This window comes from Flavobacterium sp. EDS (assembly GCF_020991525.1).
Classification (GTDB): Bacteria; Bacteroidota; Bacteroidia; order Flavobacteriales; family Flavobacteriaceae; genus Flavobacterium.
Genome location: NZ_JAJMOZ010000024.1, coordinates 16931 through 36296 on the forward strand (window position 1 = coordinate 16931; position 19366 = coordinate 36296).

The window sequence follows — 19366 nt, forward strand, 5'->3', positions numbered from 1 at the left end:
AAAAATGGCAAATACCAACTGGCGGGAACTGTATAGTAAGCCCGTAAACCAATGGCCTAAACCTACTATTGACAAGGGGGTAGCTTGGGAAGAATTTGAATCCTTGGCTGTTGATACCAGTTATTATGAAAGATTGGATGATCCTAAAGCAATACTGGGTCAGATGCTTTTCTTTGATCCAAAACTTTCAGGGTCGAATCAGGTTTCTTGTAGTAGCTGTCATGATCCAGAATTGGCTTGGGGAGATGGTAGAGAGGTATCTTTAGGGAATGATCATTTGCAAGGAAAAAGAAATACACCATCTCTTTATAATATCAATGCACGAAAATCATTCTTTTGGGATGGTCGGGTAACAACGCTAGAAGAGCAGGCGCAGGGACCAATTACTGCACATCATGAAATGAATATGGATGCTAAAAGTCTGGCAAAAAAGATAAAAAAAGTTAAAGGTTATGCTGTATTATTTCAGAATGCCTACGGAAGTACAGATGTTACTTACGAAAAGATTTTGCAATCATTAGCAACATTCCAAAAAACAATATTGAGCAAAAGAAGCCGATTTGATGCTTTTATTGATGGAGATTACAGTAAGTTATCTGATGAGGAAATACACGGGATGCATCTTTTCCGTACCAAAGCACGTTGTATGAATTGTCATTCTGGGAAATATTTTACAGATGAATCATTCCACAACATAGGACTTACGTATTATAAAAGAGAATACGAAGATTTGGGACTGTATCATATTACTAAAAAGGCTGAAGATGTTGGGAAATTTAGAACTCCTTCACTTCGCGATGTCATGTACACAGGGCCATGGATGCATAATGGTTTATTTGATAATATGACAGGAATAGTTAATATCTATAACAGCGGCATGCATATGATTGATCCAACGGAGAGTGAGAAAGCTGCTGATCCATTATTTCCACAAACGGATGTATTATTGCAACCACTAAATCTTGATGATGATGAAATTGTAGCATTGGTATCTTTTATTAAAACGCTATCAGGAAGACAATATAAAATGGAACGTCCACAGATACCAAGATAGATCCAAAGAGTTTTTTTGACTTTATTTTCAATTTAATTACACGATTTAGAGGATATTTTTGAATAAGTGGTATATGATATTATATCTCTAATGCGTTGAAAAAGAATTAGTATTGGAAGTAAATGAAAAAAGGATGAGCATTGCTCATCCTTTTTGTTATATATATTATTTGTAGTGAAAATATTTCTTGTAAATAAGGTTATGGCAAGTACATATCTTTTGAAGCGTTTTTTATTACAATCTTTTAGAAAGAACAATATTTAATTTGTCAACGTTTTAAATCAGCTCTTAGTGTAACTACTAAAATTGGTACGAAACACCAGTGTTTACAATACCTTTATATCCGAATCCCAATTCGGCAAAAGCAGCAAATGATTTACCTACACGAAAGCCTAATGCATTTACTTGGTAGTTTATAAAGCCATCTCCATTAGCAGAATTTTGGGCTCCTGAATTTTTTATATTTTCGGATGTATAACCAACTGCAACTCCAGAATACATCTGGAAAAAATTAGTAGAGATATAACGATAATCTGTACCCAAACCTACAGTAATGTAAGTGTAATTAGCTTTGCCTTCTTTTGTGTTATTTACATATATATCTTGTGACATTTTTTGATAAAATCCATCGGCTTGTACCATCCATCTATTGGCTATTGCATAGCGATACGTTATCCCCAAAGTGGGACCTGCCTTAATATCACCAGTTTTTATTTGATTACCAGTAAGACCACTAACAAGGATATCTGTAAAAAGATTTGACAACTCGGTAGATGTTGCAAAACCAATATTAACACTAAGGTCGCTACTGCCTTTTTCTTGTGCTTGCGATGTTAAAATAAAACTAAGTAATGCAAAGATTGAAAGTAATAATCGTTTTTTCATAAGTAAAATGGTTTAACTTTTTTAAAATTCAAATTGTCTAAAGTCGTTAACAGGTTGTTATACCTGCTGTAAACAGACATTGTAAATATAAAATTATAAATTTTGTCATGCAAAAAAACAGTTACTCAACGAAAGTTTTTCTATGAGTAAATCGGTAAACCGTTGTATCTTAATGGTTATACAAAAATAAAATGTGACTTAAAGAATGACTACAGAATTTACTGAGTTTCCACCTATGTTTTAAAGCGATATTTATTATCAGAGTTTTTAAACCCTTTCATTTTGAATGGCTAACCGTATCATTTTGATAGGAATGTATTAGTTAAGTAATAATGCTTTTTTTGTAACTATTTGTTATTTAGTTTATTGATGTATTATTGGCTATCTTGGCATACCATTTGATTTTATTAGATACAAATCAATACAACTATTTTGAAAAAATAAATTTTGAAAATTATAATAACAGTAACATAGACGTAAAACGTTGTAAATTAAAATAAAAGATATGAAACGAAATAAAACAAGAAAAAAATATATTACTGAACTTGATATGTCAGAAAAATCGATAAAGAGAAAAGATAGAATCGTAAACTCTATAGTGTTTGCTGTAGTTTCTTTTATTGCAGTTTTTATGATTTCTCAAATTGTGTAGGCATTAGTTAAGATATTATGCCCCTCGCAAGCTACGCTACACACGTTTAATGTTATTAGGTTAAGAAATGATACCGAATAAATCTCTGTCGAAGAGATATAAAGCCACTAAGTTTACACATGTTTTCTTAGTGATTTAGTGCTTATAGATAAAAGTTTTTAGTTATAAAAAAGCTTAATTTAATGATATTGCGTTTGTAGGGTAGACATGGGTGGTCTAGAATAAATTTTACTCTAATTCAAAAAATAATCTACTATTATTTTGTATGCAGGAGTAACAAATTTGGCTAATAGCATTAAACACTTCTTTCAATTTTTCTGGGATAGTAGACTCTATAAAAATGAGTTGATTATATAGCTCTTGAATTCTTTTGCATTCCCATTCACTATTATGCCAGCCTTCTGCCTTGAAAAAATTATACATTACACTTTCTTCATGATATTGTCCCAATGGAATTAAGGATAATATTTCATTAAAATGAAAGTCAAGTAAATGAACTTCGAAAAAAATTTGATTATTATTTCGTTTCTCTCTTAAAATTAGTTCAGGGTATCCTTCGTATCCGCTATATAAGTCTATAATATTCATCTTTTATATTACTTTATAGAGACCATTTTTTAATCTCGATTTATAAAAAGTTTAATCATTATCGTCATTTTTTTACAGAAGTATATTTTTGATCTAAGATTTTACCAAATCCATGTTTTCTGCTCATTTCTTATGTTTTGGAGCAATATAAGAAATATTTTGAGTTAACTAACAGCTGCTCGCATTCAATGTAATTAAGTTAGGAAGAATATATAAAAAGAGGCTGTCTTTTTGGGACAGCCTCTTGGTATAAATAGAATTAAAAATAGGGCTACTGTATCATTTTTTAGAAATTAAAAATAGTCCAATAACCTAACTTTAATTGATTCCTCCTCCTAAAGCTTTGTATAATAAAACTTGTGAGTCAGCATTTTTTAATTGTATATCTACAAAGTCTAATTCTGCCTGAAGTTTGTTTTTTTGAGCACTAATTATTTCAAGGTAATTAGCATATCCGCTTAAATACAAATCATTTGAGACATTTACAGCTATTTCAAGATGTTCTATTTCTTTTGATTTATAGCTTAAAACATCCTGAAAAGCTTCAGTTCGATGTAATAAAGCACTTAGCTCATTATAAGCTATCGTTATGGTGTTTTGATAATTTAGGAAGCTAATTTGTTGTTTTTTGTTGGCAACAAAAAAGTCTTGTTTAATTTGTCCTTTGTTAAATATCGGTGCTGTTATGCCGCCCAGTAATTGCCATGCAAATGATTGGCTATCAAAAAATGTAGGGAAAGAAAAAGAGTTAAGACCTCCATACGCCCCAAGATTTACAGTTGGGAAAAAAGAGGCACGTGCCGCTTTTGCATCTGCATTGGTAGCCAACAATTCAAAATAAGCTTCCGATACATCGGGTCTGTTATGGATTATGGAATCAACACTTATTTTTTGATTCAATACTTCAAGGTGTCCTGATAAGAAATCGCTACTTCTGCTAACAGTTCCACCGTATTCTCCCAGTAGGTTTAATATCGCTTTTTCAGTTTGATCAATACTTAAGTTTAATTGTTCTGCCTCAGCAAGAATATTGTTGTTTTGAGCATTAAACTGTTGCACTGCAAGCTCTGTTGCTTTTCCAACAGATCTTTGAGCAGAAACAATATCAAGAGCTCGTTGCTGTGTTGCTAGGTTATTTTTATAAATAGCAGCTTGTTTATCTAGTGCTACAAGTTTGTAGTAAAGCGTCGCAATATCACTAAGTAATCTTGTTTGCAACAATCTCATTCCTTCTTTTGATGCAAAATACCTTTGGCGTGCAGCTTTTTTTCGGTTGCTAAGTTTACCCCAGATATCAGCTTCCCAAGAAACTTTTCCTGCAAGGAATAGGTTTGGGGTTAAATCTGTAGCAATTCTTTGTCTCTCTGATATATTCTGAGATAGGTTTGTATCAAAGTTACCTACACCATCCATAGTGTATTTACCATAATGTGTACCCGAAGCATCAGCCACAATATCAAATGAAGGCAACAAAGCTAGTTTTGCTACTTTTAGATGAGAGTTAGCGATTAATATTCTCTCCTGAAGGATTAGATAATCAGGGTTTTGAAGGATAGCCTTATCCAATAATTTTTCTAATTCAGGATCCTTGAAGTAGCTAGCCGTTTTTAATGGAATAAAATCTTCTTGATTGGCAGTAGTTTTTTTGCGTTTAGCATCAAAATTTTCAGGTAATGCTTTTGCTTTCTGCGGTTCTGCCACCCTAGGGGCAGAACAAGCAGTTAATAGCATAACAAATACTAATATTAAAATATATTTTGAGTTATTGAGTGATTTTTTCATTGTTTAAGTTTATTTTTTCATTGCTTTTTCCATTTTTGCAAACAGGATATAAAGTCCAGGTATAATAATAAGTCCAAAGATGGTTCCTATTAACATTCCTCCTGCAGCGGCAGTACCAATAGAGCGGTTACCAATTGCACCAGCTCCTGAGGCAATACACAATGGTATAAGACCTGATATAAAAGCAAATGAAGTCATTAAGATAGGTCTAAAACGAAGTCTGGCTCCTTCTATCGCAGCTTCAGTAATATCTTGCCCTAGCTTGTTTTGTGCCATGGCAAATTCGACTATCAAAATGGCATTTTTGGCGAGTAGTCCTATAAGCATGACTAAGGCTACTTGTGCATAAATGTTATTGTCTAATCCTACGGCTAAAAGTGCGAGATACGAACCAAAAACACCCACCGGAAGCGATAAAAGCACAGGGAAAGGCAGTAGTAAACTTTCGTATTGAGCAGCAAGTAATAAGTAAACAAACAGTAAACACAAAGCAAAAATGTATATTGTTTGGTTTCCAGATAGAATTTCTTCACGAGTCATACCTGACCATTCCAATTCAAATTTACTAGGGAGTTTTTCGGCAGCAAGTTTCTCTACAGCAGCAATCGCTTCTCCAGAGCTAAAGCCTTCAGCAGGTTCTCCGTTGATCATTGCTGACATATACATATTGTAACGAGTAAGTACTTCTGGCCCGTAAACACGTTCTAATTTTATGAAAGTAGAGAACGGAACCATTTCGCCTGCATCATTTTTAAGATACATATCGAGTATGCTTTCTGGATTTTTTCTAAACTCAGGACTTGCCTGTACCATTACTTTATACATTTGCGAAAAGCGAATAAAGTTTGTAGCATAAAAGGATCCCAACATAGTCTGTAATGTTGACATAGCATTATCTACAGAAACTCCTTTTTTGGCCGCCATATCATAATCAATATGGATTAGATATTGAGGGAAAGTAGCATCAAAGCTTGAGAATGAATTTTGAATTTCTGGCGAAGCATTTAATTCCTTGATAAAGTTTTTTGTAACCTCATCTGTGTTGCTGATAGAGCCGCCAGATTTATCAAGCAAACGCATTTCAAAACCACTGGTATTACCAAATCCAGGAACGGTAGGAGGTGCAAAAATTTCAATTTGTGCATCGGCTATTCCTTTTGTTTTCTCGCTTAGTTTTGCAATAAATTCATTTACAGATATGTCTCTATCATCCCAACTTTTCAGGTTGATCATTCCCATTCCGTATGATGCACCAGCGATTTCAGTAACAATGCTATAACCCGCAAGTGTGGTTACGTTATCAACTCCTTCAATTTCTTTTGCAATACGAGTTACTTCATCCAGTACTTTATCTGTACGTTCTACAGTTGCTCCTTGTGGTGTAGTAACATTTACATATACCATTCCTTGATCTTCAGCAGGGATAAATCCAGAAGGTAAAAATACTGATGTACCCCAAGTAAGAACACAGAATAAAACCAAAAGACCTATAGTTATAGAGCTGCGATCTGCAAATTTAGAAAGTACTCTAATGTATCGTGAAGTGATTTTGTCAAACCATCTGTTGAATCGGACAAAGAAACGATCTAAAAGTGATGTTTTTTCTTTGTTAGGATCGTGTGCTCTTAGCATTATAGCACATAAAGCAGGTGTTAATGTAAGTGCATTAATACCAGATATTACAATACTAATTGCCATGGTAAGCGAAAATTGCCTGTAGAAAACCCCAACAGGTCCGCTAAGGAAAGCAACCGGAATAAATACAGCAGCCATTACAATAGTAATTGCAATAACGGCACCAGTAATTTCTTTCATGGCGCTAATGGTTGCTGGTAACGGATCCATATGTTCCTCCGTAATTTTAACGTGTACGGCTTCGACGACGACAATGGCGTTATCGACGACAATACCTATCGATAGTACTAAAGCAAAAAGAGTAAGTAGATTTATAGAAAAGCCCATCATCGACATAAAAGTAAATGAACCAATCAATGCTACAGGTACTGCTAATACAGGGATAAGTGTAGAACGCCAATCTTGCAGGAATATGAAAACTACAAAGGCCACAAGAAGGAATGCTTCTATAAGCGTTACTAAAACTTCATCAATAGAGGCATCAAGGAAGCGAGATACGTCATAGGCAATATTATAATTCATTCCAGGAGGGAATGAAGTTCCTTTTAGCTCAGCCATTTTTGCTTTTACGCTGGCAATTACTTCTGATGCATTGGATCCTGGACGTTGTTTTAGCATGATTGAAGCCGATGGTTTTCCATCAGTCTTAGAAACCATTCCGTAACTCATCGATCCCAATTCGATTTTAGCAACATCTTTTAATTTTAAGATGGTACCATCTGAATTTGCTCTTAATGGTACTTCTTCATACTGTTTAGGTTCGAAGAATTTTCCACCGTATTTTATAACATATTGAACTTGGCTGTCCAATTGTCCTGATCCTTCACCAACCTTACCAGGAGCGGCAGAAATGTTTTGTTTCTGCAATGAATTGATAACTTCATTTGCCGAAATATTATAAGAAAGCATTTTTTGTGGATCAAGCCATACTCGCATAGAATATTCTTTCTGACCCATTATTTCTGCACGTCCTACACCGTCAATACGTTTTAGTTCCTGAAGAATATTAATATCGGTAAAGTTAAAAATAAACTGCTCGTCCTGAATTTCATCTGTACTAGTAACGTTAAGGTACATCAACATACTGTTAACTTCCTTTTCTGTAGTTACTCCAGCTCGTATAACTTCTTCAGGAAGTTCATCTAGTATTGTGGTAACCCTATTTTGTACGTTTACAGCAGCCAAATCGGGATCAGTTCCCACTTCAAAGAATACTTGAATAAGGGTTAAACCGTCGTTTGATGTAACTGTTGACATATAAGTCATTCCAGGTACACCATTTATCGCTCGTTCTAATGGCAGTGCGACGGCATTGGCAGAAACTTCAGCATTAGCACCAGTATATTTAGCAGTTACTGTTACCGATGGAGGAACAATATCAGGGAATTGTGTTATGGGTAATTGGAATAAAGCTAGTATTCCGAGAAGAACTATCATCACCGAAATGATTAATGATAATATTTTTCTTTTGATAAACATCTCTATCATTTTGTATCTTTTTAATTTTAATTAAGGAATTGATTACAAGCTTGCACTTTGCATTTGTTTGATATTGATCTTGTCACCATCTCTAAGTGATTGAGTACCTTCTTGTACAATAAGATCATTTTGTTTCAGTCCTTTGTTTAAAATGTATGCATCGTCAAGAGTATTTGCAATGCTAATGTTGGTCATTTTTACGATTCCTTCCTTGTTAACAACAAATACAAATTGCTTGTCTTGAATAGAGAAAACTGCTTTTTGAGGTATTAATACCACATTGGTTCTTGGCTCCGAAATAATTAAACTACCAGATGTTCCATGTTTTATGAAGCCTTCTGGATTATGAAATTTAGCTTTATATTGGATAGAACCTGTTTGTCTGTCGATTTCTCCATCGGCAGTTTTTAACTCTCCTTTTTTACTATATACCACTCCGTTTGGTAATACCAATTGTATATCTCCTTTAGTTTTCAGGCTATTGTCGGCCATCATTTGGAAATAAGTATTTTCTGGGATTGAGAAATAAGCATATACATCATCTAATTGAGATAATGTTGTAAGTAGCGAACCATTTTCAACAAGGCTTCCTTCTTTAAACGGAATACGATCTATTGTGCCATCAAAAGGAGCTCGTATTGTAGTAAAGCTAATTTGTTGATTGATGGATTTTTTTTCTGCGGCAGCATGTGCCACTTTAGCAGTTGCAGCATCGTGTTTAGCCTTAGATAATTCTAATTCTTGGCTTGCAATTACCTTTTTTGTAAAAAGAGTCTGTGCCTGATTTAATTCAACACTAGCAATTCTAAGGTCTGCTAACATACTTTTGTATACTGCATCTGCTTTGATAAGCTGTATTTGTAGCTCTGCATCGCTAATTTTGAAAAGAACTTGCCCTTTGTTTACTTTTTGTCCTTCGCTAACAAAAACTTTATCTAGTATTCCAGGTATACGTACATGGATTTCTACATTGTTTTTAGCGTGTACATCGGCAACAAATCGATTAGAAACGACAGTGTCTTTTAATGTGATTTTATAAACAGGTACCGTTTTTATATTGGCTGTATCATTTTTTGTTTTATCTGCACAAGCGGTTAGAAATAAGAACGATAAACCGTATAAAAAGAAATGTTTTTTACTAATAATCATGATTAATTTTTAAAGTATTATATAAATATGTTTCCTCCAAAGTAATGATATACAAGGAGTTGTAATTGGGTAAATGTTAAAAATAGAAAGGTGTCGTATATTCCAAGAATGGAATACCGTTTTTTAAAGAACTAAGCCTATAGATATATGCTCCCATAAATAATAATGAAATGCATTACTATAAATGAATATTGTATATAAAAATAAGGTGTTCTAGAAATCTAGAAAAGTTGGTATAAGTGCAGGTGATTGTGTCGCTGATCTTTATAAATAGAAGCGATACTATAAATAATATTTTCTTTTAATTCCTTAAAATCAAATAACTTAGAATAGCAATATTTTTTTAAGAGACTAGCTTCTGAATTTGCTGTGCGGATTTTTACCTTCTTTTTGATGATAAAATGTATCTCCGAATCAGTCATGTATAAAGAAGAAGATTCAAGCTGAGGTATATCTGAAGCTAAAAAAATGTCTTGCATTTGACAATTATTTAGATCAGAAGGATATTTATAATATTCTACACTGCCATGAAAAACAAGCAGGGATAATAGAATGGTATAGATAAACTTAATAGGTTTCATAGGTAAATTAGAGAGAAAATCTTTTTTGGTATATAAAATGAATAATTTTATGAGGATAAGTCGCCAAATATAATAATTGAGAATTCAATGTTTATTAAATTTTCTTTAAAATTATATTATTTAAAAGTTACGGATAGTAAATGTTCTTGTTTTTAGTGTTTTAGCTTTTTAAATAATCTAGTTAGTACACATAATTTTGTAGTCTTATTTCACAATAGCAGAACAAATGTTAAGAATAGAGCATTCTCGCGAAGCAAATTACTATCCGTAAAAGGACCGTTGGCAATCCGTATAGATGCCCTGATAACTGTGCCTAAAACTGCGTATTAAATCAATATTTGAGGCGGCCTCAGGATGACACTGCACTAAATTTTAAATCCTTTTATCCCGATAGCTATCTGGAGTGGTTGAAAAAACAGCGATAAAGTTTCTAATTCGCTAAAGTAAAAATAAACTCAAAAGCCCAATTGGTATCAATTGAGCTTTTATTGGTTATAGATTAAAGTGTGTTTTTAACTATATTGATAGTAGTAATTCGTTGATATCAAGTCTGTTCCTATAATCAGTATCTACAAATTTATAAATTATAGATCCGTCAGTTTCTATAACAAATACTGCAGGAACAGGTAATGTGTTTTCATTATTCTGATTAAATTCGTTTAAATTAATTCCTATTGCCTGATAAGTAGGGATGGCAAATTCTTGTAATTTAAAGCTAATTCCTAGTTGTTTGGCCAACGTATTGTTTTCATCAGTTAAAACTTCAAAAGACAACTGATTTTTTTCGGTAAGTACCCTACTGTGATCTTGGCTTTGTGGCGAAACAGCCAGAAGAGTAGCGTTTTTGCCAGCTATTTTTGCTATGTTGTTTTGTAATTCTCTAAGCTCTAAATTGCAATATGGACACCAGCTACCGCGAAAAAAAGCAAGAATCGTTTTTCCCTTCTTAAGAATATCTTTGGAGTGAATGAGTTCTTTTTTTGCATTTAGTAGAGAAAATGGGCTAACGATATCTCCAATTTTGATACTTTTATTTTCAATGTTTTGTGTTTTTAAGTCGTTTATTGATTTTTCGAATACTTTCAATACTTCTTGCGGTATTTGTTGCGACAATTCATTATTAAGCTTTTCGATCTGTTTTTCTAAACTATCCATGTATTTTCTATTTGATTATTTTGTAAAGATTTAAAATATAGTCAGCATGGGCAATAACGCACATTATTGTCTCATAGAGATAAAAAAGTCACTATTCTGTAAATAAAGGGGAGAGCTGATAAAATAAAAAGGGATAGCTTGAAATTAGTACTAAGATGCCAATATATAAAATTGCAATTCGGTTTGGCAGAGTGAGTCGGAGCTAAATTTAGTAGCAAAGGTTTAAAGTAGCAAAAGCACTAAGGAAATGATTGATGAAACTGGAAAATAAATATTCTTAGACTCCGCTTAGGATAACACTGCGACTGAAAACTGCGACAAAATACGCAGTACAAAATCAGGGATTTTTTTGGTAATTTTGCTGAGCATAAAAAGAGGGTAATGTAGGTCAATAAAAATTCTGCATAAAAAAGATTCCAATTAATAAGTTATAGAATACATGAAAATTAAAGGTTATTTATTCGCCATTATTTCGGCAGTTTCCTATGGATTAATTCCATTATTTATTTTACCAATAAAAGCGATTAATTTTCCGATGGATACGGTACTTTTTTACCGATTTTTTGTCTCAAGTCTGTTCTTATTAGCGTATTTGATATATAAAAAGGAATCTTTAAAAGTGAATACAAAAGAACTCTTAATATTACTATTACTGGGTCTTTTCTATGCTCTTTCTGCCGAATTCCTTTTCCTTGGTTATGATTATCTTTCTCCCGGAATTGCTTCGACTATACTTTTTGTTTACCCTGTAATTGTAGCTTTAACAATGTTTTTTTTCTTTAAAGAGCGTATCAATAAGCTTACAATTATATCTTTATTTATAACAATATGTGGCGTTTTTGCGTTGAGCACTAAAGGTTCTGCTTTTAATATCAATTTTATAGGTCTTGTCGTTACCTTAACAAGTGCTTTGTTTTATGCCTTATATATTATAGTGGTTAATAAAGCAAAAATAAAGGCTTCGAGTATAAAAATTACATTTTATTCACTACTTTTTTCCTCCCTTTATTATTTGTGTAAAGTGTTATTATTCAATGAGTCAATGGCACTCCCTGATGTGATGTTTTTTCTGGAAATTGTTGTATTTGCACTTGTAACAACAGTACTTTCTATGTCAACTTTGGTTTATGCCATAAAAACAATAGGTTCAACAGCTACCTCAATTATGGGAGCATTAGAGCCTGTAGTAGCAGTTGCAGTGAGTGTGATTTTATTCAATGAAAATTTAACAATGAGTTTGATTCTTGGGGGATGTCTTATTATTTCGGGCGTAATTATCAATATTGTTTCAGAAGCGGTAGAAAAAGTCAGATCTACTGAAATACAGAAACAGTAAAACTTCTTTATTTTAAGAATATATAGCAAAAAGCCCCTTACTGTTGTAGTAAAGGGCTATTGTTTTTATAGAGCGTACTATTTAATTATTTTTTAATGAATTTTTGCTGATAACTAGCTCTATCTGTTACCACATTAATGATGTAAAATCCTTTTGTTAAATCACTCACATCAATTTGGTTATTATTAATTCTAGTATTGATTTGTCTTCCAGAAATATCGTAAATCATTACATTCAATACTTCGTCTTGAGTTTTAATATTTAGAATATCAGAAACAGGGTTAGGGTAGATCGTAAATGCTATTCTGTCAAACTTATCAGTTCCTAACGTATTTGTTACATTGACTGTAATTGATTTTTCGACTAATTTACCATTAGAATTAAAACTAATTGTTATCGTTACCTCTCCTGGACTTTGAGGTGTTAAAACCAACTCATCTTTTGTATTGATAGTGACAGATACAACAGCAGGATTAGTATTTGACTTAATCGATTTTACAATTGCAGCTGATAAATTATCAGTATCAGAAACAACGGTTTTTAAATCAATTACTGTAGCACTACTTATTGAAACTTGAGATGGTAAAGTAGTATTTACAACTGGCACACTATTATCCGGGAATACAGTTACAGAAGGAAACCAGTAATAATCATTTAAAACTATTGTATTTGTTAACGCTCCAGTGTTATCATAAATATGAACCCAGTTTTTTTGAAAATGTGGTCCGTATCCACTTTCTGTAGTATTTAAAATTAACTTATCAAAAACAGGATCAATGCGTAATGCTGCACCATATGGAATTTGTCTGGGAGATGGTGTTTGCCCCGGAATTGCCCCAAAATTTTCATTAAATGTTTTAGTGGCAACATCAAATCGTACAATCTGCGATCCTGAACTAAAAGAATTTATAGAATTAATCCAGTATAAAGCATTTTGTTGATTGCTATACGTGAAACTTCCTGCATTCCATGCTGCCCAAGTAGTAAAATATTTAGTAGTTGGAATAGGGTAGTCTGTGGTAGCAAAAGAGGTTGCATCAATATTGATTAATTTTTGATTTTGAATTGCCCAAACGCTTCCATCTTTGGCTTGAACAACCGATTGAAATCCACCTACAATAGTATTAATTACAGTATTTGTGGTTGGATCAATTATCAAAATTCCTTTATTCTGTGTTATCGCAAATACATATTGTGAGGTACGAATCATGTTTCCTATTTGTCCAGCACCTGCTGTTCCCGAAATAAGACTTCCTACCTGCATGTTAGCAATATCAAATAGATAAATTCCATTTGATGCTCCTATATACCCTTTGTTTTCATTGACTCCTAAAAATGAACGTCCGTCTCCACCAATAGTTTCAAAGGCTGCAATTTTTTGCATTGTTTTTGCATTAGCAACAACCAATCTTCCAGCATCGGCTGCTTGCTTTGAAACAAAATAAAATTTATCTCCATATATTGTTCCATACTGTGTAGTTACTCCAAATGTTTGATTGTTATTGACAGTACTATAAACGCGATAGCTAACATTGCCGCTATCATCAATAAAGTTTACAGATCCATTAGTGTGTCCAAACCAATCTTCATTTACCATAAAGAATCCTTTTGTAAAATCTGTTGCGAGCACAAAAGGCGTTACGGGATTAAATGTTGAAGCAATAGGAGCTTCTATCATCGATGGATTGTAACTCCAAAGATCCCAAGAACCATTTTCTAAAACACGACTGCTAGCTCCAGTAGTAGAATAGTCAAAATCAGAATCAGCGGGGTTCTTTACCCAATACGACCAATATCCGTTGGTAGCCCATCCTGATTGCCAGTGATCTGTAGCGTCTATAGCTGTAAAATTATCAAAATCATACCCAGATGTATTTACAAGACCATCTACAGGATAATGAGGATAGGTAGTATTTCCATCTTTGTAAAGTCCAATTGTATTTATTCCGTTTAGATCAAAACCCAATCCTCCGATTGCAGTTCCAAGCGTTGGACCAGAATCATATTGTAACGCAAAAAAGCGATGATCAGCTTTTGCAATTGCTTTCACCATATCTACACCAGTTGCAGTGCCATCCCATCTAAAACCCCATACTAAGGCATCCGAATTTTTACCATCATTCCATTGTACAACCAAGGCAGCTTTATTTGCGCCAGTACCTACCCAGTACTTAATCGCATCAAAATCGATAGTACTGGTTGTACTTTTACTTTGTTGAATTTTGGCAGTTGAATTTTGCTTAAGATCATATCGAATTACTCCCTGTACTTTTACTTGTGCATTGACAAGAAATGTAAAAAGTAACAGAATTCTTAAAAAGTAATTTTGTTTCATTTATTTAATTAATTTAAAATTGTATAGTTTGTTTTTTATTTTATGTACAGGTCATAGGCACCAGAAACTTCTGTAGAGACTTCTCCCAACCAACCCGCTTCTTGATTTATTCCAGTATATACTTTAACGAAATCTATCCCAGGAAGTTTTACATATTTTCCATCTTTATCAACAGCCCAAGAGATATCAATATTAGATCCTTCATCATTATTTGGAGCATTATCAGCATATCCAAAGTCAAATGATTTTCCAACCCAATAGTTTCCAGTACCGCTCTGATCGTAAAAATTGTTCTCGATTTTTGTGCCTGTTAAACTATATGAACCCTCAGAGATCCATAGAGGATAATAACTTTGAGCATGAAATGCACTTTGTGTTTTATAGCCAGAATTCCCTAGATTGTCTTGCCATTTAATATATTCTATGTTAGTTTGCCAAAATTCATCTCCAGCAACTGGTGGTTTGTTAGCATCAGGTTTAAAATAGGTAATGGTATAATTCTTTACTGTAGTATTTTTAAAATATTCACTTCCTGCAATCTCATACCATTCGTCTGCATCAGGTTTTCCGTTTTTATTTTTATCATAAGCTACTAGAATAATCCCAGGTTCGCAAGATCCTGAGCGCGCTTCATTGGCTTCACTTCCCCAAAAGGCATTCCCTAAAATTTTAAAATCTCTTCCATCCATATTCGGAATTGTATGATCAAAACCAAATACGACGTAACCTCCAAATCCACCTAGTGAAATCATGCTTGCTTTTGATCCAACAAGGGCTTTTTTGGCTGTATTAATCAGGTTTGCTTCTGTATTTCCGGGTGAATATTCTGGAATTTCGTTAGTAAACTGACCTACTGCAGGACGGAAATCGAATACATTTGAGATGTATTTGCTATAATTCACAGGTTCTTTTGTTACATTGATTGCAGAAGTATATGTATTTACAACTCCATTGGTTTCTACTTTCAAAGTCAAAGGATAGTTCTTTAAATAAGGGCTAATGAAATCCAACTGCGAACTCTGAGAAATTATAGAATCATTAATACTCCATGTAAGTTTTGAATTGCTAGGCAGATTCGGAACAATGTTAAGAACATTAAAGCGGTTCACAGTGTATGATTCAGTGAGTACTTCGGTAGGATTTATAATTTCCTGATTTTCATCTTTATCAGAATCACATGCTATAAAACCTAGCAATAGAATCGATAGAAAAGTCAATTTTAAAATTTTAGAAGGATTTTTTTCCATATTTAATTGTGATTTATTTGAATAAAAAAGCAAATAATTACAACGCTTATGGAAATACAGAGGAATGATGGTAATGCCCACATTTAAGCATACAAAACCAGCATTGTCCTTAGCTTTATTCCACGAAAGCGTCAAACATTATATCATCTGGCAGGTCTTCTGACTTACTCCATTTTTGAAATCCTTCCCATTAAATAACAGTGGATATACTTTTCAAAAACTTCTATGCGGAGCTTACAGCAGCGGGTCTGTTTCGGATTCTCACCGAATTCCCTATTAAGTGCTTTTTATGGCGCACCAGATTTTTGGCAAATGTATAGAAAATATAGATAGAAACAATTTTAAGCAAAATTACCAAACTAGTATTCTCATAGCTTTTGAACGCATTAGATTTAGCTAGGTTAGAATTATTTTAATAAAATGTTTTACAAGTTAGAATAATGTATTTTTTTTGTGAATTTAGATGCTAAAAAACAAAACAAAATCGGTTTGTGTTTGTGTAATCATAAAAATTGACCTGTTACTATTATTTAATTGAATGCATACAAATAAAATACTGAAAAGGACTAATATCGTTTTTATGTTATTAGTTTTGTTTAATTTACACATTTACAATTGCTTACCCTATTGCCGAAATCAAATCCAACAGTTATCATATGTGTACCCGAATTATGACTTTGAAGTTGATTCAGGCTAATATTAAATGAGTAAGCAGCATAAAATTTATTTTGTCTAAATCCGACTAAAGGCGCAATGGAGTTCGGTTTAAACGACTGATCGGCTAATAGTCTGGCGCTTATGCCTGCCCAAATATAATTACTGCCAGTCATTTTCCGAATTTTAAGATTAAGATCAAGACTGGAACGCCCATCACTTTCGTACAATTGATACAAAATAGAAGGTTCATATTCTATAGAAGTAAATCTATTCTTCAAAAGAAAACCAGTATATAAATAGTAATTTCTAATATTTGTTGGCTCTTTTAAAATCGTTGGCTTTATTGACTTATCTAAAATATTTGCTGCATTAAAACTGACGAAAAAATTTTCTAAACGATACAAAAAGCTTAAATCAAAGTTTGAATTATTCACATTATAAGATTGAACACTTGGATCTGATGTGACAATATCTGATGCATCAATATTGAAATTAGTAAATTTATAAGAGAGTCCGAATGAAAGAAACTGATTATTATATTCGGATAAAGTGATATGATGAGCATAAGTTATTTGACCTCCTTTTTGAGAAGTGTTCCTGTTTTTATCATTAAAGAATACAGCTCCAAGTCCTGAGCGATCTCCTATCCTGACATCAAAAGATAGGGACTGCGTTTGTGGAGCATCTTTTACACCTAACCACTGTGTTTCTCCAGTAAAGCGTATTTTATAAAAATCTCCAATTCCGGCATAGGCTCCGGCAATTACATATGGATTATCTGCTAAATATTGACTGGTTGGCGGGAGTTGTAATTCTTGCCCATAAACAGGAAGACTAATTATTATAAAAAGCAATATTATTTTTTTCATCTTTCTTATTTTATCTAAATAAAGTCATTCCACCTATTAATTCTCTCCTGTCTTTGTCATTGTTTGTTTTAATAACATACCAATAATCCCCCATAGGCAAGGGTTTTCCTTGATATGTACCATCCCATCCCATTGTTGTATTTCCTTTAAAACTGGTAATTAATCGTTGGTACCTATCAAATATTAAAACCTCTAAATCGGGATAATCTTCGATTCTTGTTGGATACCAATAGTCATTACTTCCGTTTCCATCGGGAGAGAAAAATTTTGGAAATTCGATTCCGGCATAGTCTAAATAGACAGTTTGAGTAGAGAAGCAACCTTTAATGTCTTTTACATAAATGGTATAGTTTCCAGAATGATCAATCTTAAAGATTGGATCAGATATATAATTATTAGGGGTGTTAATGCTGTATTGATAGGGAGCTTTACCGCCATAACCTGTTATTAAAAATTGATTTACTGCTGTTTCTGAAAAGGTAAAATCAGGATTTTCAATATCTTGTGTAACTAAAACAGTATCGCTTGAAGAGCATCCCAAAGCAATGTTTGTAACCGTTAAAGTATAAATTCCGCTGGAACTTACAACAGGGGTTAATGTGTTGGCTCCACTGACAATAGTTCCGCCAGTCCATAAATAAGTAATATTAGTACTCTCAGAGCTAGTACCATTTAACTTTATTGTTGGTTGAGTACAGCTAATTATACCTGGACTGCCAGCTTCAGCATTAGGAGCAGTTTGCGTGTTTAGTGTTACAGTGGCAGAAGCAGTTAAGGTACACGGAGTTGTCGCATTTACAGTATAGGTATAAATATTCCCAATAGCAGACCAAGTACCACCAGCATTGGGTGTTCCTCCAAGTTGAGCAAACAATTGAGCATGCGTAGGGACAGAATCAGAACACAAAGTCAAAATTCCGTTAGTTCCTGCATTAGGAGCAGTTTGTGTGTTTAGCGTTACAGTAGCTTTGGCGGTTAAGGTACACGGAGCTGTCGCATTTACAGTATAGGTATAAATAGTTCCAATAGTAGACCAAGTACCACCAGTATCGGGTGTTCCTCCAAGTTGAGCAAACAATTGCGCATGAGTAGGGACAGATCCTGAGCACAATGTCAGAACTCCGTTTGTTCCTGCATTAGGAGCAGTTTGTGTGTTTAGTGTTACAGTAGCTTTGGCGGTTAAGGTACACGGAGCTGTCGCATTTACAGTATAGGTATAAATAGTTCCAATAGCAGACCAAGTACCACCAGCATCGGGTGTTCCTCCAAGTTGAGCAAACAATTGCGCATGAGTAGGGACAGATCCTGAGCATAATGTCAGAACTCCGTTAGTTCCTGCATTAGGAGCAGTTTGTGTGTTTAGTGTTACAGTAGCTTTGGCGGTTAAGGTACAGGGAGCTGTCGCATTTACAGTATAGGTATAAATAGTCCCAATAGCAGACCAAGTACCACTAGCATCGGGTGTTCCTCCAAGTTGAGCAAACAATTGCGCATGCGTAGGGACAGATCCTGAGCATAATGTAAGAACTCCGTTTGTTCCTGCATTAGGAGCAGTTTGCGTGTTTAGTGTTACAGTGGCAGAAGCGGTTAAGGTACAGGGAGCTGTCGCATTTACAGTATAGGTATAAATATTCCCAATAGCAGACCAAGTACCACCAGCATCGGGTGTTCCTCCAAGTTGAGCAAACAATTGCGCATGAGTAGGGACAGATCCTGAGCACAATGACAGAACTCCGTTTGTTCCTGCATTAGGAGCAGTTTGTGTGTTTAGCGTTACAGTAGCTTTGGCGGTTAAGGTACATGGAGCTGTTGCATTTACAGTATAGGTATAAATAGTCCCAATAGCAGACCAAGTACCACCAGCATCGGGTGTTCCTCCTAGTTGAGCAAACAATTGCGCATGCGTAGGGACAGATCCTGAGCATAATGTCAGAACTCCGTTTGTTCCTGCATTAGGAGCTG

At 34.0% G+C, this 19366-nt stretch carries 14 protein-coding genes and 1 riboswitch; of the genes, 3 read left to right on the plus strand and 11 right to left on the minus strand.

Annotation, left to right across the window (positions count from 1 at the left end):
- Positions 1 to 4 precede the first annotated feature (4 nt).
- On the plus strand, positions 5 to 1054 hold the full coding sequence (locus tag LPB87_RS19910; protein WP_230729074.1) for a cytochrome c peroxidase: 1050 nt from the start codon (positions 5 to 7) through the stop codon (positions 1052 to 1054).
- A gap of 300 nt (positions 1055 to 1354) precedes the next feature.
- Here LPB87_RS19910 and LPB87_RS19915 read toward each other — a convergent pair whose 3' ends face one another.
- Positions 1355 to 1939, minus strand: a complete 585-nt coding sequence (locus tag LPB87_RS19915) for an outer membrane beta-barrel protein (protein ID WP_230729076.1) — start codon at positions 1937 to 1939, stop codon at positions 1355 to 1357.
- A 505-nt stretch (positions 1940 to 2444) separates the two neighbouring features.
- Here LPB87_RS19915 and LPB87_RS19920 point away from each other — a divergent pair.
- Positions 2445 to 2591, plus strand: coding sequence for a hypothetical protein (locus LPB87_RS19920; RefSeq protein ID WP_230729078.1), 147 nt, complete (start codon positions 2445 to 2447; stop codon positions 2589 to 2591).
- A gap of 228 nt (positions 2592 to 2819) precedes the next feature.
- On the opposite strand, the gene LPB87_RS19925 is transcribed toward LPB87_RS19920, so the two are convergent.
- The 6 genes from LPB87_RS19925 to LPB87_RS19950 form a co-directional block, all read right to left on the minus strand.
- Positions 2820 to 3179 carry a hypothetical protein gene (locus LPB87_RS19925; RefSeq protein ID WP_129538342.1) on the minus strand — a complete coding sequence of 120 codons (360 nt, stop codon included), beginning with the start codon at positions 3177 to 3179 and terminating at the stop codon, positions 2820 to 2822.
- Between the two features lie 318 nt (positions 3180 to 3497).
- Positions 3498 to 4961 (minus strand): efflux transporter outer membrane subunit, encoded by a 1464-nt coding sequence (locus LPB87_RS19930; protein WP_230729080.1) that lies wholly within the window; start codon positions 4959 to 4961, stop codon positions 3498 to 3500.
- A gap of 9 nt (positions 4962 to 4970) precedes the next feature.
- Positions 4971 to 8084 carry an efflux RND transporter permease subunit gene (locus tag LPB87_RS19935; RefSeq protein WP_129538346.1) on the minus strand — a complete coding sequence of 1038 codons (3114 nt, stop codon included), beginning with the start codon at positions 8082 to 8084 and terminating at the stop codon, positions 4971 to 4973.
- A gap of 33 nt (positions 8085 to 8117) precedes the next feature.
- On the minus strand, positions 8118 to 9224 hold the full coding sequence (locus LPB87_RS19940; RefSeq protein WP_129538347.1) for an efflux RND transporter periplasmic adaptor subunit: 1107 nt from the start codon (positions 9222 to 9224) through the stop codon (positions 8118 to 8120).
- A gap of 221 nt (positions 9225 to 9445) precedes the next feature.
- Positions 9446 to 9703, minus strand: coding sequence for a hypothetical protein (locus LPB87_RS19945; protein ID WP_230729082.1), 258 nt, complete (start codon positions 9701 to 9703; stop codon positions 9446 to 9448).
- A 618-nt stretch (positions 9704 to 10321) separates the two neighbouring features.
- Positions 10322 to 10960 (minus strand): peroxiredoxin-like family protein, encoded by a 639-nt coding sequence (locus tag LPB87_RS19950; protein ID WP_129538349.1) that lies wholly within the window; start codon positions 10958 to 10960, stop codon positions 10322 to 10324.
- 439 nt (positions 10961 to 11399) lie between these two features.
- On the opposite strand from LPB87_RS19950, the gene LPB87_RS19955 reads away from it, so the two are divergent.
- Positions 11400 to 12296, plus strand: a complete 897-nt coding sequence (locus tag LPB87_RS19955) for a DMT family transporter (protein ID WP_129538350.1) — start codon at positions 11400 to 11402, stop codon at positions 12294 to 12296.
- Positions 12297 to 12381: 85 nt separating this feature from the next.
- On the opposite strand, the gene LPB87_RS19960 is transcribed toward LPB87_RS19955, so the two are convergent.
- The 4 genes from LPB87_RS19960 to LPB87_RS19975 all read right to left on the minus strand — a co-directional run.
- Positions 12382 to 14631: a DUF5074 domain-containing protein gene (locus tag LPB87_RS19960; RefSeq protein ID WP_230729084.1), complete on the minus strand. Its 2250-nt coding sequence runs from the start codon at positions 14629 to 14631 to the stop codon at positions 12382 to 12384.
- A gap of 35 nt (positions 14632 to 14666) precedes the next feature.
- Positions 14667 to 15878, minus strand: a complete 1212-nt coding sequence (locus LPB87_RS19965; protein ID WP_230729086.1) for a cell surface protein — start codon at positions 15876 to 15878, stop codon at positions 14667 to 14669.
- 131 nt (positions 15879 to 16009) lie between these two features.
- Positions 16010 to 16195: riboswitch (cobalamin riboswitch) on the minus strand.
- 279 nt (positions 16196 to 16474) lie between these two features.
- Complete coding sequence (locus LPB87_RS19970; RefSeq protein WP_230729088.1) at positions 16475 to 17404, minus strand: type IX secretion system membrane protein PorP/SprF; 930 nt, start codon at positions 17402 to 17404, stop codon at positions 16475 to 16477.
- 10 nt (positions 17405 to 17414) lie between these two features.
- Positions 17415 to 19366 (minus strand): T9SS type B sorting domain-containing protein (locus LPB87_RS19975; protein WP_230729089.1); only part of this gene is annotated, 1952 nt, incomplete at its 5' end.

What these genes read in the sequence shown, in the direction of transcription:
- LPB87_RS19955 (WP_129538350.1), top strand. Translation starts at nt 11,400, where the DNA reads ATGAAAATTAAAGGTTATTTATTCGCCATTATTTCGGCAGTTTCCTAT.
- LPB87_RS19945 (WP_230729082.1), bottom strand. Translation starts at nt 9,703, where the DNA reads ATGCAAGACATTTTTTTAGCTTCAGATATACCTCAGCTTGAATCTTCT.
- LPB87_RS19970 (WP_230729088.1), bottom strand. Translation starts at nt 17,404, where the DNA reads ATGAAAAAAATAATATTGCTTTTTATAATAATTAGTCTTCCTGTTTAT.
- LPB87_RS19940 (WP_129538347.1), bottom strand. Translation starts at nt 9,224, where the DNA reads ATGATTATTAGTAAAAAACATTTCTTTTTATACGGTTTATCGTTCTTA.
- LPB87_RS19925 (WP_129538342.1), bottom strand. Translation starts at nt 3,179, where the DNA reads ATGAATATTATAGACTTATATAGCGGATACGAAGGATACCCTGAACTA.
- LPB87_RS19920 (WP_230729078.1), top strand. Translation starts at nt 2,445, where the DNA reads ATGAAACGAAATAAAACAAGAAAAAAATATATTACTGAACTTGATATG.
- LPB87_RS19915 (WP_230729076.1), bottom strand. Translation starts at nt 1,939, where the DNA reads ATGAAAAAACGATTATTACTTTCAATCTTTGCATTACTTAGTTTTATT.
- LPB87_RS19950 (WP_129538349.1), bottom strand. Translation starts at nt 10,960, where the DNA reads ATGGATAGTTTAGAAAAACAGATCGAAAAGCTTAATAATGAATTGTCG.
- LPB87_RS19930 (WP_230729080.1), bottom strand. Translation starts at nt 4,961, where the DNA reads ATGAAAAAATCACTCAATAACTCAAAATATATTTTAATATTAGTATTT.
- LPB87_RS19910 (WP_230729074.1), top strand. Translation starts at nt 5, where the DNA reads ATGGCAAATACCAACTGGCGGGAACTGTATAGTAAGCCCGTAAACCAA.
- LPB87_RS19965 (WP_230729086.1), bottom strand. Translation starts at nt 15,878, where the DNA reads ATGGAAAAAAATCCTTCTAAAATTTTAAAATTGACTTTTCTATCGATT.
- LPB87_RS19960 (WP_230729084.1), bottom strand. Translation starts at nt 14,631, where the DNA reads ATGAAACAAAATTACTTTTTAAGAATTCTGTTACTTTTTACATTTCTT.
- LPB87_RS19935 (WP_129538346.1), bottom strand. Translation starts at nt 8,084, where the DNA reads ATGATAGAGATGTTTATCAAAAGAAAAATATTATCATTAATCATTTCG.